The organism is Desulfosarcina sp., assembly GCF_033791525.1.
In the GTDB taxonomy this organism is placed as follows: domain Bacteria; phylum Desulfobacterota; class Desulfobacteria; order Desulfobacterales; family Desulfosarcinaceae; genus Desulfosarcina.
On sequence record NZ_JASJGN010000334.1, the window covers coordinates 1 to 13625 of the forward strand.

Consider the following 13625-nt stretch of genomic DNA (forward strand, 5'->3'; position numbering starts at 1 on the left):
CATGAGTATGATTTTCATCTTCGTGGGGGCCATCACCATCTGGCTGGACGTCGGTTCCTCGCTGCGCACCTGGCTGGTAGTGCTGCCTTTTATAGGGGTACTGGTCGACATTCTGGCCATGTGGCTGAAAGCCTTTGTATCACCTGCCTTTTTCTGGCTGCACGTGCCCGGCGGGGGCCTGTTTGCCGCGGTATTCGCCTATGTATCGCTACGAGCGCTGTGGGAAATGTGGTTTAAAGCCATACCGAAGTCACACCACCGGTCCTGAAAAAACGATTCGGATCGCGTAATTTTTTTACCACCCCTCCATCGGATAGGTGCGCAAAAAATTTGCACTCGTGCCATTGCCGTATTATTCTTGTTGAAAAACAATCTCGGTGCAGTGTCCATCCATAAAGGGTAGATTGAGGCTCGGATCAGGGCCGCAGTGATAGTGAAGCCGCCCCCCTCAATGAAGGAAAAATACCGGCCATGACCGTCGTCCCCCGTCGACAACTCTATCTGACAGCCCTTACCATTCTTTTTGTCGTTCTGCTGTTGCTGGTCTTTATCAGCGTGTCCACATACCGCAACCTGAACCGAGAAAGCAACGCCGCCATGCAGACCGTCCAGCGCCAGGCCCTGACCCTGATCAATGCGCTGGAGGCCGGGGCCCGGGCCGGCATGATGATGCAGATGGCCGGCAAGGATGCCATCGGGAATCTGGTCCACGAAATCGGCAGGTCCGGCGACGTCAACTACCTTTACCTGGTGAACGCTGCCGGCGAGGTAGTGCACCACTCCATCCCCTCCCTGGAAGGTACGCGGGCGCTTTGGCGTCCTGAGTTCGATGGGGCCGAAGATGTCCGTGCCCGGGTACGTCGGTTGCCCGACGGTGTCCACGTTTATGAGGTGGCCAAGCCCTTCACACCCATGAACTTCTATTTGGATCCCACCCGGACATCGTCCGGAGATCCCGCAAACGTATCACCGACGCATGTTCATTCCCGGGCTACCGTGTACCTGGGAATGACCATGGCGGCCTATGAAGCCGCCCGGCAGTCGGACCTGCAGCATGCCATGATCATGGGCGGAATCGTTCTGGCGTTGGGTGGCGGCGTGATCTACTTTTTTATCGTGATCCGAAGCTATTACCTGCTCAGCCGGACCCTGCAGGAAACCCGGGACTACACCCGGCAGGTGCTCGCCAGCATGGCCCACGGCGTGTTGAGCATCGACACCGCTGGAAAGGTGGTCTCCTGGAATCAGCAGGCGCTGTCTCTGCTGGGCATGCCGACAACGACCATCGACCACCTCGACCTGAAAACAGTTTTCGACTTTCAGGAAACCGGTATCGCCCGGACGATCCACCGGGGCGTGCCCGTGATGAACCGGGAGATCCGTTATCAGCGGGGCAAGGGGAATTGGCTGCCGCTGATGTTGACCGTGACGCCCATCCAGGATGAAACCGGCAGTCCCAGCGGCGCGGTGGTCGTGATCAGGGATATGAGCGAAATCAAACGGCTTGAAGAACAGGTGCAGCGCACTGAAAAATTGGCGGCCGTCGGCCGACTGGCCGCCGGGGTGGCTCACGAAATCCGCAACCCGCTCAGTTCCATCCGCGGATTCGCCTACCTTTTAGGGCGGGGCCACGGGGAAAAGACACCCGAACGGGAATACGCCGATGTCATGGTGCGTGAAATCGACCGCATTAACCGTGTCGTAACCGACCTGCTCAATTTTTCGCGGCCCATGACCCTGGAACCGGAGATCACCATGCTTCCCGATCTCATCGATCACGTGGTTTCCCTGGTTTCCGCCGATGCGAAAAAGCATGGCGTTGAGATCCAGATTGATTGTGAACCCGGCATTCCGCGAACGACCCTGGATCCTAACCAGATCACCCAGGCCCTGCTGAATCTGATGCTCAATGCCATCAACGCCATTGAAAGGGGAGGCGCTGTGGACATCCGGGCGTCCACCGTCGATGAAGGCGCAGGGGTGGAAATCCAGGTGACGGACAACGGTCCGGGCATTGATCCGGACGTTCAGGAAAAAATTTTCGAACCCTTTTACACCACCCGCGAACGGGGCACCGGTCTGGGACTGGCCATGGTGCGTAAAATCGCCGAAAACCACGACGGCACCATCAATGTGCAAAGTCCGCCAGCGGAAAAAAGCAGCGGCACCCGATTCACTCTCTCCTTAAGGAATATGAAGGTAAATCCATGACCGCCAAAATCCTTGTTGTAGACGATGACGCCCCCCATCGGACCATGCTCAAGGCCGTCCTGTCGACCGAGGGCTACCAGGTGCACGAGGCCGACGACGGTGACACGGCCTGCGGCGCAGTGGAGAAGACCATTTTCGATCTGGTGCTCATGGACCTGCGCATGAAACGCATGCACGGGGATGCCGCCCAGAAAAAGATGGTCGAGATCAGTCCGGGTACTCCGGTTGTCATCATGACCGCTTTCGGATCGGTCCGCTCGGCCGTAAAAGCCCTCAAGGCCGGGGCCCATGACTACATCACCAAGCCCATCGACGTCGATGAACTGAAAATCCTGGTGCTCAAAACCCTGCATCACCGCAGACTTGAAGAAGAGAACCTCAATCTTAAAGAACGGTTGGACGCACGCTTTGATTTCGGAGACATCATCGGCCGCAGCCCCTCCATGCGGGAGCTCTTCGAAACCCTGTCCCTGGTGGCCCCGTCGGAAGCCACGATTCTGATTCAGGGCGAAAGCGGCACCGGCAAAGAGCTGGTGGCCAACGCCATCCACCACAACAGCCTCCGCAAAGACGGCCCCTTCGTCAAGGTCAACTGCGCCGCCCTTCCCGAAACGCTGCTGGAGAACGAACTGTTCGGACATGAGAAGGGGGCTTTTACCGGTGCCACCGGGCCTAAAAAAGGACGGTTCCAGCTGGCGGACCGGGGCACCCTCCTGCTGGATGAAATCGCGGAAATGGCACCGGCCACCCAGGCCAAGATCCTGCGCGTCCTCCAGGAAGGGGAGTTTGAACCGGTGGGCGGTACCCGGACAGTGCGTGTCGACACCCGGATCATTTCGGCCACCAATCGCACCCTGGAAGATGAAATTGCCGCCGGCCGCTTCCGGGAAGACCTTTACTACCGGCTCAATGTGGTCATGATCAAGGTGCCGCCCCTGAGAAACCGCTCCGCCGACATACCGCTGCTGGCTGACTACTTTCTCGAGCGGTATGCCGAAAAGAACCACCGCAGCCTCAAAGGCTTTCTCCCCCGATCCATGGATCTTCTGCTTCGTCACGCCTGGCCAGGCAATGTCCGTGAACTGGAGAACGTCATCGAGCGCGCGGTAATCATGGCCAGGGGGGATAGGGTGGGCCCGGAGCATTTCCCCAGTACGCTTCAAGTCCATGACGCCGATGAATCGCCCAGAGAGCCGGTGCTAGCCTCGGGCCGATCCCTGAAAGAGGTGGAGAAAGAAATGATCCTGAAAACCCTCGAAGACATGGGTGGAAACCGGACACGAACGGCGGAAACGCTGGGCATCAGCCGCCGCACCTTGCAGCTGAAGCTCAAGGCTTACGGCATCAATTGACGGATGGGTTGGGTGTTGTGGTTCAAATCTCGATCCGGCCCGGCGGGCTGAAATAAGTCGAAAAATAGTCGGGCATTTTCGTTTCAAACGTCATCTTTTCATTCGTAAATGGGTGATTAAAGCGAATCGACAATGCATGCAACGCCAAACGTCCCTTAGCGTCCTTGCTGTATTTTTTGTCACCGACAACAGGATGCCCCTTTTCTGAAAAGTGAACACGAATCTGATTTTTTTTCCCCGTCAACAGTTGAATTTCTAGTAAACTGTAATCCTTGGACTCTTTTATTACTTTGTATTGCGTCCTGGCAAAAACACCATCTTTTGGATTCTTGACCGATTGCATTTTATAATCATCTCTTTCGGCAAGAAAAGACTCTATTATGCCATTTTTTTCTGCTAAATGACCATAGACGACCGCTCTGTATTTTTTTTCTACACTTTCCCACTGCTCGACAAATTTCTCACGAATTGAAAAACTTTTTGCAAAGATCATCACGCCGGACGTATCCCTGTCCAGCCGATGTACGACAAATAGCTTGATCTTTGACTTCGGGTTACCCTTTCGGACATAGTTGATAAGCAAATGATGCGCCGTCTTTTCTGCTTCGTAATTGGTCTTGACACTCAACAGCCCTGAGCGTTTTTCAATCACGATGATGTCTCGATCCTCATAAAGGATCTTGATGCCTGCAGGCACATATTTGGTTCTTATTTTTATTTTTGATTTAATCATAGTTGTTTACAAACGACCAAACAGTTTTCTGCCTGTACGGGTTTTGATGGGAAATTCCTGCAAATTTCAGGTCTTGATTTATATACACCACAAGAATAACGGCCCTTCTTCTCATTTAAGAAAAAACAATATCCATTTTCTCTGAATTTTAAAAAATAGTCTTCAATTACATTACCCTTAGGGTTTGTAAACATCTCGAAAGATAATCCTGTGACTTGTTCCAACAAATCGATATCATATTGAGACAATTCTACATATGGGTAATTCTTACAACATTGAGCACATTGGCTGCAGATCTCGAATGATATGATATTCTTCATAGTCAAATTATGTCGGTAGTATTATTTTTCAACAGCTGTTAAGCAAAATCCCATATCACAATATCGGTGAAAACAGCCGTGCCGTCCGGATCGCCAGGCGGAAAGCCAATGATCGGCGATAGACATCGTCGGTGGTCAGAGGATCAGCGAGGGCAAAATCGTCAAGGCACATCTTCTCCACCCGCCGGATGAAGTCGGGATCGGTAAAAGCCATGGTAATCTCAAAATTGATCCGCAGGGAGCGGTTGTCCAGATTGACCGTGCCGATGCCGGCCAGGGTGTCGTCCACCAGAAAAACCTTCTGGTGCATGTAGCCCTTGCGGTAGGTGTACATCCGGACCCCGGCCACGGCCACTTCAAAGAGGTAACTGTGCGCCGCCCACCAGACAACCCGCTTATCCGGATTGGCGGGAATCAGGATCCTCACATCCACCCCCCGCATGGAAGCCAGTTGCAACGCTTTGATCACCGCCACATCCGGCACGAAATAGGGGGTCAGAATCCAGCACCGATGTCTGGACAGGTTAATGGCCTGCACCATCATCAGCGAACAGCTTTCCACCAAGTCCCCGGGACCTGTGGGGATGCACAGCACCGGTTCACTGCCGATGCAGGCTGGCGGGTCCCAGGATATCTCCGGAAGCTTCCCGCAGGCCCAATGCCAGTCCTCGGCAAAACAGAGCTGTACGGCCAGGGTCACCGGGCCTTCCATTTTGACGTGGGTGTCCCGCCAGAAATCGAAACGCCGGCTCCTGCCCAGGTATTCATCACCCACATTGTGGCCTCCCACCCAACTCACGGTGCCGTCCACAACCACGATTTTCCGGTGATTGCGGAAATTGATCCGGAACCGGTTGAGCCATCCACTGCCCATGCGGAAGATGCCGACGTTGACGCCGGCACGCCTCAACGCCTCGATGTATGATCGGGAAAGACCCACGCAGCCGATCTGATCCAGGAGAAAATAGACGCGGACACCAGCCTTGATCCTGTCAATCAACACCGTTTTGAGCCGATTGGCCAGCTCGCCGTCGCGGACGATAAAAAACTGAATCAGCACATAGCTGCGGGCGGACCGGATCCCTTCCAGGATTGAATCGAAGGTGGCCTCGCCGTTGATCAGCAGGGAACAGCGATTGCCGACCATGACCGGCAGGTGGTAAATATCACTGAGAACATCGATTTTGGGCGTATCACGCACCATCAGGCAGCCGAGCCGCTGATCCAGCCGGAGATCTCTTCCCAGGTGGTGCATGGCAGTGCTTCCGGACTCGTGGGCGACCGCGGAGCTCTGGACTCGCCGGGCCCCGAACATGAGATAGAGGAAAACGGACAGGTAGGGGAAGAGAAACAGGGCCATCACCCAGGCGATGGTGCCCTGACTGGTCCGGCCGTTCATGATGACGTCGAAAATGAACAGGATGCCCACACCGTGAAGGATCAGTGGAATCAGCAACAACCAGTATTCAAGGGCGATCTGTGCCACGGGCATGACGATGCTGCCTTTTTTCAGTGGGAAAGGACAACAAAAAATTGTCGGTGTTCAACAGCCCGGCCTGGGGCCAACACACTGCTACAGTTTTTAGCATATGATTCCCTGCGTTTGCAACGAAACTCGTCCCGGCTGTTCCCCGGGCTTGCAGGCGAGGACCCGTGCAGACGGGGCGAAAGGATAGTCCAGCAACCGGTGAGTCCTTCATTTTAGTTGTGTTTTCGGAAGTTTAACTGTAAACTGATTTTTTAACATTGCTCGTTCAACATGGGGGTATATCATCTACGGGGAGGGCGTTATGACAGATTTACGAAACACACGGACAACCATTTTGAATACGGGCACGCCTGAAGCGAAGCGCGAGGAAATCCTGGACTATTTCCATAAGACCTTCACCCTCGATGAAAAGCTCTACGACACCCTGGCATCTGATGACGCCTTTTACCTGCGGGCCGAACCGCTTCGGCAACCGCCGATTTTTTACCTGGGCCACACCGGTGTTTTCTACATCAACAAACTGATCATTGCTAAAATCATCGATCAGCGCATCAAATCAACCTTCGAGTCCATGTTTGCGGTGGGGGTGGACGAAATGTCCTGGGACGACCTGGACGACACCCATTATGAATGGCCCGCCGTGGCAGAAGTGAAAGCCTACCGGGACGAGGTGCGCGCCGTCGTAGATACCGTCATCCGCAAGTTTCCGCTTACCCTGCCCATCACCTGGGATAACCCGTTTTGGACCATCATAATGGGCATCGAACACCAGCGGATTCACCTGGAGACTTCCTCGGTCATCATCCGGCGAATGCCCATCGACCAGGTCCGCCATCTGCCCTTGTGGGATATCTGCACGGAATCCGGTCCGGCGCCGGACAACGAACTACTGCCTGTGCCCGGCGGCCAGGTGGTGCTGGGAAAATCCAAAGACCATCCCCTGTATGGCTGGGACAACGAATTTGGCAGTCACACCTTCGATGTCAAGGATTTCTCAGCTTCGCGCTACCTGGTTTCCAACCGGGAGTACCTGGCGTTCGTAGAGGACGGCGGCTATGCAACCGCGGCCCTCTGGACTGAAGAAGGCTGGAACTGGGCCGGCTATTCTAAAGCGCGCCACCCGCTCTTCTGGATCCCGTCGGAGGGGGACTGGCGTTTCCGGACCATGACGCGGGTCATCCCCATGCCATGGGACTGGCCCGTCGAGGTCAACCAATTGGAGGCCAAGGCCTTTTGCAACTGGATGGCCCAAAAGCGGGGCAAAACCATCCGGCTGCCCACCGAGGACGAGTGGTACAGACTGCACGATCTGCACGACATCCCGGACCAGCCCTATTGGGATCACGCGCCGGGCAACATCAATCTGGAACACTGGGCCTCGTCGTGTCCGGTAAACCGTTTTCACTTTGGTGACTTTTACGACCTCATCGGCAATGTGTGGCAATGGACGGAGACGCCCACCACCGGATTCGCAGGCTTTGCGGTCCATCCGGTTTACGACGACTTCTCCACGCCCACCTTCGACACCCGCCACAACCTTATCAAGGGAGGGTCCTGGATTTCCACCGGCAACGAGGCCACCCGCGATTCCCGCTACGCATTCCGGCGTCATTTTTTCCAGCACGCGGGCTTTCGCTACGTGGCATCCGAACACCCGGTGGAACTGCCTGAGGCCATGTATGAGAGCGACCTGGTGGTCTCCCAGTATTGCGAATTTCATTTCGGGGAGCCCTACTTCAATGTGGAGAACTTTCCGCTGCAATGCGCCCGGCTTGCCGTTGCCGTCATGGAAGGCCGACCCAAGCGGCGGGCCCTGGATCTGGGCTGCGCCGTGGGACGCGCCACCTTCGAGCTGGCCCGGACCTTCGACTTCGTGAACGGCCTGGACTTTTCAGCCCGCTTTATCCGCATCGCCTTCCAGATGCAGGAAAAAGGCGTCATCCACTTCGAGCAGGTGGAAGAGGGAGACATCGTCTCCTACCATGAACGGCATCTGGTCGAGTTCGGACTGGACACCGTCACCGACCGGGTGGAATTTTTTCAGGCAGATGCAACCAATCTCAAGCCGCAGTTCACCGGCTACGATCTGGTCCTGGCGGCCAATCTCATCGACCGGCTTTACGACCCAATAAAGTTTCTCACCACCATTCATCAGCGGCTCAACATGGGTGGGGTTCTGGTCCTCACCTCGCCCTACACCTGGTTGGAGGAATTCACCCTTCGCGAAAACTGGGTGGGCGGCGGCCGCAGGGACGGTGAGCCGTATACCACACTGGACGGGCTGAAAGACCTACTGGTTGGTCATTTTCAGATGATCGGCACCCCCCGGGAGGTTGAATTCGTCATCCGTGAAACCCGGCGCAAGTTTCAGCACACCGTCAGCCAGATGACGGCCTGGGAGCGGGTAAACCCCATCGTTGCATAAAAACATGGGGAAATTATTTTAACATTCTGTAAAAATAGAGAAAACGTTTAATCCTGCCGGATGTTCGGGAGTCCACCAGATGTGAATTCCTGCAAAAACAATGATTTTCTCATGTTTTTACCCTTTCGGGAAAGCGGGAGGATTCCAGATCCCGCGTTGCCAAGGGATTGCAGTAAAGGACTACGGCGTCACCCTCGGCGCCTTGGCTCTGAAACCCTCCCGCTTTTGCAACGCTGGGGTAAACTAATCAGCACTCGCGTGCTTAACAATAAAAGTGGGCCTTTGGGGGCAGCGATGAGACCCGTTCTAAAAACGACCCGCTGCCCGCTCGCCCTTGACCAGGGAGATTTCAACCCGACGGTTTGCCCGTCGATTCTCGTCTGACGTATTGGCCACCAACGGGTGAAATTCCGATTTCCCCTGAATAATCAACCGCTGCGGGGCAATACCGTGAGACGCCAGAAATTTGGCGACACTGGCGGCTCTTGCTGCAGACAGCTCCCAATTGGATGGAAACCTCGGTGTACGGATGGCAATGTCATCGGTATGACCTGATACGATGATCTGGTAGTGACGCTGCGGGGCAATCCAATCGACAATCCGTTTCAATGCCGATTGAGCATCGGTCAACAGTTCCGCATCGCCGATATTGAACGTGATCCGCTCGCCCAGAACAAATACGGGCTGTTTCTTGTCCCACCGGACGTAAAAATCATTGCTGAAGCTCTCTTTCAGGTCGTTAATCATTGCCTGGTTCAACGGTTCGACAGAGGATCCCTCCTCCTGGGGTTGAAGGTTCGCTGCCGGTGGCTCCGGATTCGGGGCCACGGTCTCATCCGTCGGGACGGAGTCAGCAGGGGGGACTTCAGGGAGAGCGTCTGAATGGATAACCGATGACGATGCGACGGTCGTGCTGGCTTGTTCCGGTTCCTGTGCAGCGGTTTCAGGCCGATTGATAGCATTGGCGTATAGCATAACAAAAAAAACGAGCAGGAGGGTCATCAGGTCCGCCATACTCCACAAAAACGCGTCTTCTTCGGCAGATTTCGCCTCTTCTGCCAAAGAAAACCGGGCAACGAAGCCTTTGTCGGCGCTCGGCGTGAACCGCCATGGCGTTGACTGACCCGCATTGTCGACCATCTGCTACCTCGCCAGTTCCTGCTGTTTGGCGGCGTCGCCCCACAGATTCCATCGATGACCCTTTCGAAGCGACATCGGCGGCGGCGTTGAGAAATCAACTTCTGCATAAGACTTCAGACTGTGGGCAATTTCCAGCGGGGGTCGTTGATTGCACACACCCATGACGCCGTCGAAAACCACATTGAGCATCAGCGCCTCGCGCCTGATGTGCTCGGCAAACTTGCCCGCGATCGGAAGAAACACAAAATTGGCAAAGACCAGGCCGTAAAAGGTGGTTAACAGGGCCGTCGCCATACCTTGTCCGATTTGGGCGGAACTGCCGATGTGGTTCAACACATTTATCAGACCGATGATCGTACCCACAAAGCCGAACACCGGTGCGAGCCTGGCTAGCCGGTTGATCACGTTGAGCTGCGTCTGCAATTGGTCCAAATACAGATTGATCTCCTTTCCCAACATCATCTCGACCCGTGGGGGGTCGAAATTATCAAGAATCATTTGAAAACCACGGCGTAGAACCGGGTTCGGCAGGGCGTTGATTTTCCGGTTCATCTCACCCAGACCGGCGACCCGCTGCAGGCGGGCCAATACGATAATGTGACTGATCAGGTCTTCTACGGTTTTCGGTCTGGGTTTCAGGCTGTCGACCAGGCTGGTGAAAAAGCCGCGCAGGGTATGGACGGGAAATGCCAGCGTACCGCCAACGATCGTGCCAACCAATACCAATGCCCCGCTCCTGAAGTTCACGAGAAGCGGAATGTCGCCCATGACATTGCGGGCAAAGAGGAAAAAAAAGACCAGACCAATCATTAAAAGACAGTTTCTTACCACGTGGTGAACCCTCCTGCGGGTGTTGTTAACGTCGGTTCTATACTTTAAACGCACGAAGACGTTCGATTTGGCTTTTTCCTTATTTGCTTTGTCTTATTTGCTTTTCTCTAAGCAGTTTTTGTGCCATTAGACAGGACACTCGAAAACAGCCCCAGAAGGGACAATTCTGGGCAGAAGCGATATTTTTATCGGGAAAAAATTGCCGGGCTGGCAGGCTATACCGGCAAATAGGGACGAGAAGGTGCTGATATGATCAATCCGGAAACCTTGGCCGTGGTCTGCGGCCTGTGCAGCGCCCTGGTCTGGGGGGCGGGCGATTTTGCCGGCGGTTTTGCCTCCCGGCGGGGGAACGCGCTCACCGTGATCCTCTTCTCCCAGCTGATCGGCGGCACCCTTCTGGTTTGTCTGGCGGCAGCTTTTGCCCGCAGCATGCCACCGGTAAGGCACCTGTTGTTCGGCGGATTGGCTGGAATCTTCGGCGTGTTAGGCCTGGTCGGACTTTACAAAGGGCTGGCCCAGGGACGGATGGGGCTCGTAGCACCGCTGTCAGCGGTAGTGACAGCCCTGGTTCCCATGACCTTTTCATTGTTGGTGGAGGGTTTTCCCGGCTGGCTGCGCACGATCGGTTTCGGAATCGCCATAACAGCAGTTTGGTTTCTTTCTTCTCCGGGGGATAAATCGAAAATCGAACCCGGTGAACTGCGACTCTCGATTTTAGCCGGTTTGGGGTTCGGCCTGTTCTTCATTTTCATGGATCAGGCCAGCAGCCAGTCTGTCCTGTGGCCGCTGGTGGCGGCCCGTGCAGCGGCCATCGCGCTGATGTTCACGCTTCTGGCCACGACTCGTCAACTGGCACCGCCACCCCGGGGTCAGTTCGTCTTAATCGCCCTGGCAGGCATACTGGATACCGCAGGTAACGCCGCCTTCGGAATGGCCGCCCACCTCGGAAGGCTGGACATTGCCGCTATTCTGGCGTCCCTGTACCCGGCATCCACCGTGTTGTTGGCCTGGCTGGTGTTCCGGGAAGGACTGGGCCGTCGGCAGTGGTTTGGGGTGGCCGGTGCCGGGGCTGCACTGGTGCTCATTGCGATTTAGCCACCAAGGAGACAGCATCTTGCAGCCCAGGCCGGCGTTCTCGTGATTTTGCAATCCTCGACGTAGCGCTGCTACGCCTCCGGTTCCAAAATCCCTGCGGCCTTGGCCTGAACCCCAAGCTACTATCTCTGGCTGTGAAATACTACCTGGCAGCAACCGGCAGATATTTGCAGACGTTCTCAGTCGCCGTACCGTAAAGCTTCATCAAGCATTTAAAATTTCCCTGTAATCGTCGTATCCGTGCAGAAAGGTTCGAATCCACCTACCAATGCGACAATCGTGTGACGGTGAACGCCCACAACGGGTAGATTTTGGTTCCTGGCAAGACTCGAGCGAGTTGGCAACCGCAGGCATAGTAAGCCTATTCCGAGGATTGCCGACGAGCGAGTACGCCGCCAGGGACCGAAAGATGCCTGTTGTGGACATTCACCCTATCCGTGGAGTGCTCTGTCTGTGCCCTTCAACGCCGCCTCCAGCATGATCTCCGCAAGGGTGGGGTGGGCGTGAATGGTGTCGGCGATGTCCGCCACACACAGGTTATTGCTGACCGCCAGGGTCCCTTCTCCCAGCAGGTCAGTGGCATGGGGGCCGATGATGTGAACTCCCAGCACCTTGCCGTTGCCGGCATCGGAAATGATGGTGGCCTGGCCGGCCAGTTCACCGATGACCTGGGCCTTGCCGATGGTGCGAAACAGCACGGTATCCGCGCGGGCATCGATTCCCTGGATTTTGGCCTGAGCCTCGGTGAGCCCCACGCAGGCCACCTCCGGCATGGTAAAAATGGCCCCGGGCACTGCCGTGTAGTCCATGACGCGCTCGGCGCCCATGGCATTTTCAGCCGCCAGCATGGCTTCGGTGGAGGCCACGTGAGCCAGCATCACCCGCTCCGGGCCCAGCACGTCGCCAATGGCGTATACGCCTGGAACGCCTGTCTGCAGTCGGTCGTCCACCGGTATCCACCCCTTGGCATCCGTCGCAAGTCCGAGGGTGGACAGGCCAATATCTTTGGTATTGGGCGACCGGCCGATGCACACCAGCGCCTGCGCCACCGTCTCCGTCACCGGGACCTTGTCCTTTTCCTTCAAATCCGATGCAAAGGGGGAGGGACCGATGGCCACCGTCAAGCCGTCACCACGCCGCTCGATCGATTCCACCACCCGGTTCACGTAATACTTGATTTTGCGCTTTTTCATCTCCCGCTCCAGCACCTTGGAGCAACCGGCATCCACCGACGGCAGGGGCAGCAGGCGGTCCAGTGCCTCCACGACAATAACCGCGGCCCCCATGGCGGACAGGATACAGGCGAATTCGCAGCCGATCACCCCCCCACCCACGATTACAATGGATTCGGGGACCTGCTCGATCTCTAGAATGTGGTTGCTGGACAGAATCCACTGGCCGTCAAAGGGAAAAGCCGGCACCGAAAAAGGTTGGGAACCGGTGGCGATGATCAGTCGATCCCAGGCCCAGACTTGCTCCTGCCCGTCCTCACCGGTGGCGGACACCTTGCCGGGACCGTCGATATGGGCGGTGCCGCGAACCAGGCTGATCTTGTGGTGGGCCAGGAGGCCTTCGATACCCTTGATCTGGGTGGAAAGGACTTTCTGCTTGCGGGCCATGAGGTTTTGCATGTCAAGCACGGCGCTGCCATCCAGGCGTATACCGAACTGATCAGCGTGGTGAAATTTTTCGAGCATCTCGGCAGTGGTTTTCATGATTTTCGAAGGAATGCACCCCCAGTTCAGACAGGTGCCGCCGACCTGCTCCTTTTCCACCACCGTCACCACCGCGCCCAGTTGAGCGGCACGAACCGCCGCCACATACCCCCCCGGACCGGCGCCCAGGACCGTCACACGTGTTGCCATATGCCTATTCCTCCTTAGTGCCAATCCATAAATGGTTATTTTGCCCGATCTCTGCGTTGCGCGAAAAATTTTATCCTCGGAATATCAACTATATGCACCCCAAGGGCACTTCTTTCAGGGCGCCTCCGGTAAAATTTTTCGCACGCCTTGATCTCGACCAAAAT

Annotated in this window: 11 protein-coding genes; 5 read left to right on the forward strand and 6 right to left on the reverse strand. The window is 55.8% G+C overall.

From position 1 onward, the window contains the following. The 3 genes from QNK41_RS16590 to QNK41_RS16600 form a co-directional block, all read left to right on the forward strand. Window positions 1-268, forward strand: a 268-nt coding sequence (locus QNK41_RS16590) for a hypothetical protein (protein WP_319258920.1), incomplete at its 5' end; no start/stop codon positions are given. 203 nt (window positions 269-471) lie between these two features. After that, a complete protein-coding gene (locus QNK41_RS16595) occupies window positions 472-2211 on the forward strand; it encodes a two-component system sensor histidine kinase NtrB (protein WP_319258922.1) in 1740 nt (579 codons plus the stop codon). Beyond that, a complete protein-coding gene (locus QNK41_RS16600) occupies window positions 2208-3563 on the forward strand; it encodes a sigma-54 dependent transcriptional regulator (protein ID WP_319258924.1) in 1356 nt (451 codons plus the stop codon). Before QNK41_RS16595 ends, QNK41_RS16600 begins: the two co-directional genes overlap by 4 nt. A gap of 22 nt (window positions 3564-3585) precedes the next feature. Here QNK41_RS16600 and QNK41_RS16605 read toward each other — a convergent pair whose 3' ends face one another. Genes QNK41_RS16605 through cls form a run of 3 tightly spaced genes read right to left on the reverse strand, consistent with a single transcriptional unit; the run spans window position 3586 to window position 6108 of the window. Beyond that, window positions 3586-4296 carry an RluA family pseudouridine synthase gene (locus QNK41_RS16605; RefSeq protein WP_319258926.1) on the reverse strand — a complete coding sequence of 237 codons (711 nt, stop codon included), beginning with the start codon at window positions 4294-4296 and terminating at the stop codon, window positions 3586-3588. Continuing rightward, window positions 4293-4616, reverse strand: a complete 324-nt coding sequence (locus tag QNK41_RS23125) for a YkgJ family cysteine cluster protein (protein ID WP_413815172.1) — start codon at window positions 4614-4616, stop codon at window positions 4293-4295. The genes QNK41_RS16605 and QNK41_RS23125 overlap by 4 nt, the downstream gene beginning before the upstream one ends. A 55-nt stretch (window positions 4617-4671) precedes the next feature. Continuing rightward, a complete protein-coding gene (gene cls / locus QNK41_RS16610) occupies window positions 4672-6108 on the reverse strand; it encodes a cardiolipin synthase (RefSeq protein WP_319258928.1) in 1437 nt (478 codons plus the stop codon). A gap of 298 nt (window positions 6109-6406) precedes the next feature. Here cls and ovoA point away from each other — a divergent pair, with 298 nt between their 5' ends. Next, on the forward strand, window positions 6407-8530 hold the full coding sequence (gene ovoA, locus QNK41_RS16615; RefSeq protein WP_319258930.1) for a 5-histidylcysteine sulfoxide synthase: 2124 nt from the start codon (window positions 6407-6409) through the stop codon (window positions 8528-8530). A gap of 306 nt (window positions 8531-8836) precedes the next feature. Here the strand turns inward: ovoA and QNK41_RS16620 are convergent, their stop codons facing one another. Continuing rightward, the gene (locus QNK41_RS16620; protein ID WP_319258932.1) at window positions 8837-9670 is read right to left on the reverse strand and encodes a flagellar motor protein MotB; all 834 of its coding nucleotides are present in this window, start codon (window positions 9668-9670) and stop codon (window positions 8837-8839) included. A 3-nt stretch (window positions 9671-9673) separates the two neighbouring features. Beyond that, window positions 9674-10501 (reverse strand): motility protein A, encoded by an 828-nt coding sequence (locus QNK41_RS16625; RefSeq protein WP_319258934.1) that lies wholly within the window; start codon window positions 10499-10501, stop codon window positions 9674-9676. A 249-nt stretch (window positions 10502-10750) separates the two neighbouring features. On the opposite strand from QNK41_RS16625, the gene QNK41_RS16630 reads away from it, so the two are divergent. Continuing rightward, window positions 10751-11596: a DMT family transporter gene (locus tag QNK41_RS16630; protein WP_319258936.1), complete on the forward strand. Its 846-nt coding sequence runs from the start codon at window positions 10751-10753 to the stop codon at window positions 11594-11596. Between the two features lie 431 nt (window positions 11597-12027). Here the strand turns inward: QNK41_RS16630 and lpdA are convergent, their stop codons facing one another. Next, the gene (gene lpdA, locus QNK41_RS16635) at window positions 12028-13461 is read right to left on the reverse strand and encodes a dihydrolipoyl dehydrogenase (RefSeq protein ID WP_319258938.1); all 1434 of its coding nucleotides are present in this window, start codon (window positions 13459-13461) and stop codon (window positions 12028-12030) included. Between the last annotated feature and the right edge of the window lie 164 nt (window positions 13462-13625).

Coding starts and splice junctions, on each gene's coding strand:
- QNK41_RS16620 (WP_319258932.1), bottom strand. CDS start 9,670: ATGGTCGACAATGCGGGTCAGTCAACGCCATGGCGGTTCACGCCGAGC.
- cls (WP_319258928.1), bottom strand. CDS start 6,108: ATGCCCGTGGCACAGATCGCCCTTGAATACTGGTTGTTGCTGATTCCA.
- QNK41_RS16595 (WP_319258922.1), top strand. CDS start 472: ATGACCGTCGTCCCCCGTCGACAACTCTATCTGACAGCCCTTACCATT.
- QNK41_RS16600 (WP_319258924.1), top strand. CDS start 2,208: ATGACCGCCAAAATCCTTGTTGTAGACGATGACGCCCCCCATCGGACC.
- ovoA (WP_319258930.1), top strand. CDS start 6,407: ATGACAGATTTACGAAACACACGGACAACCATTTTGAATACGGGCACG.
- QNK41_RS16630 (WP_319258936.1), top strand. CDS start 10,751: ATGATCAATCCGGAAACCTTGGCCGTGGTCTGCGGCCTGTGCAGCGCC.
- QNK41_RS23125 (WP_413815172.1), bottom strand. CDS start 4,616: ATGAAGAATATCATATCATTCGAGATCTGCAGCCAATGTGCTCAATGT.
- lpdA (WP_319258938.1), bottom strand. CDS start 13,461: ATGGCAACACGTGTGACGGTCCTGGGCGCCGGTCCGGGGGGGTATGTG.
- QNK41_RS16605 (WP_319258926.1), bottom strand. CDS start 4,296: ATGATTAAATCAAAAATAAAAATAAGAACCAAATATGTGCCTGCAGGC.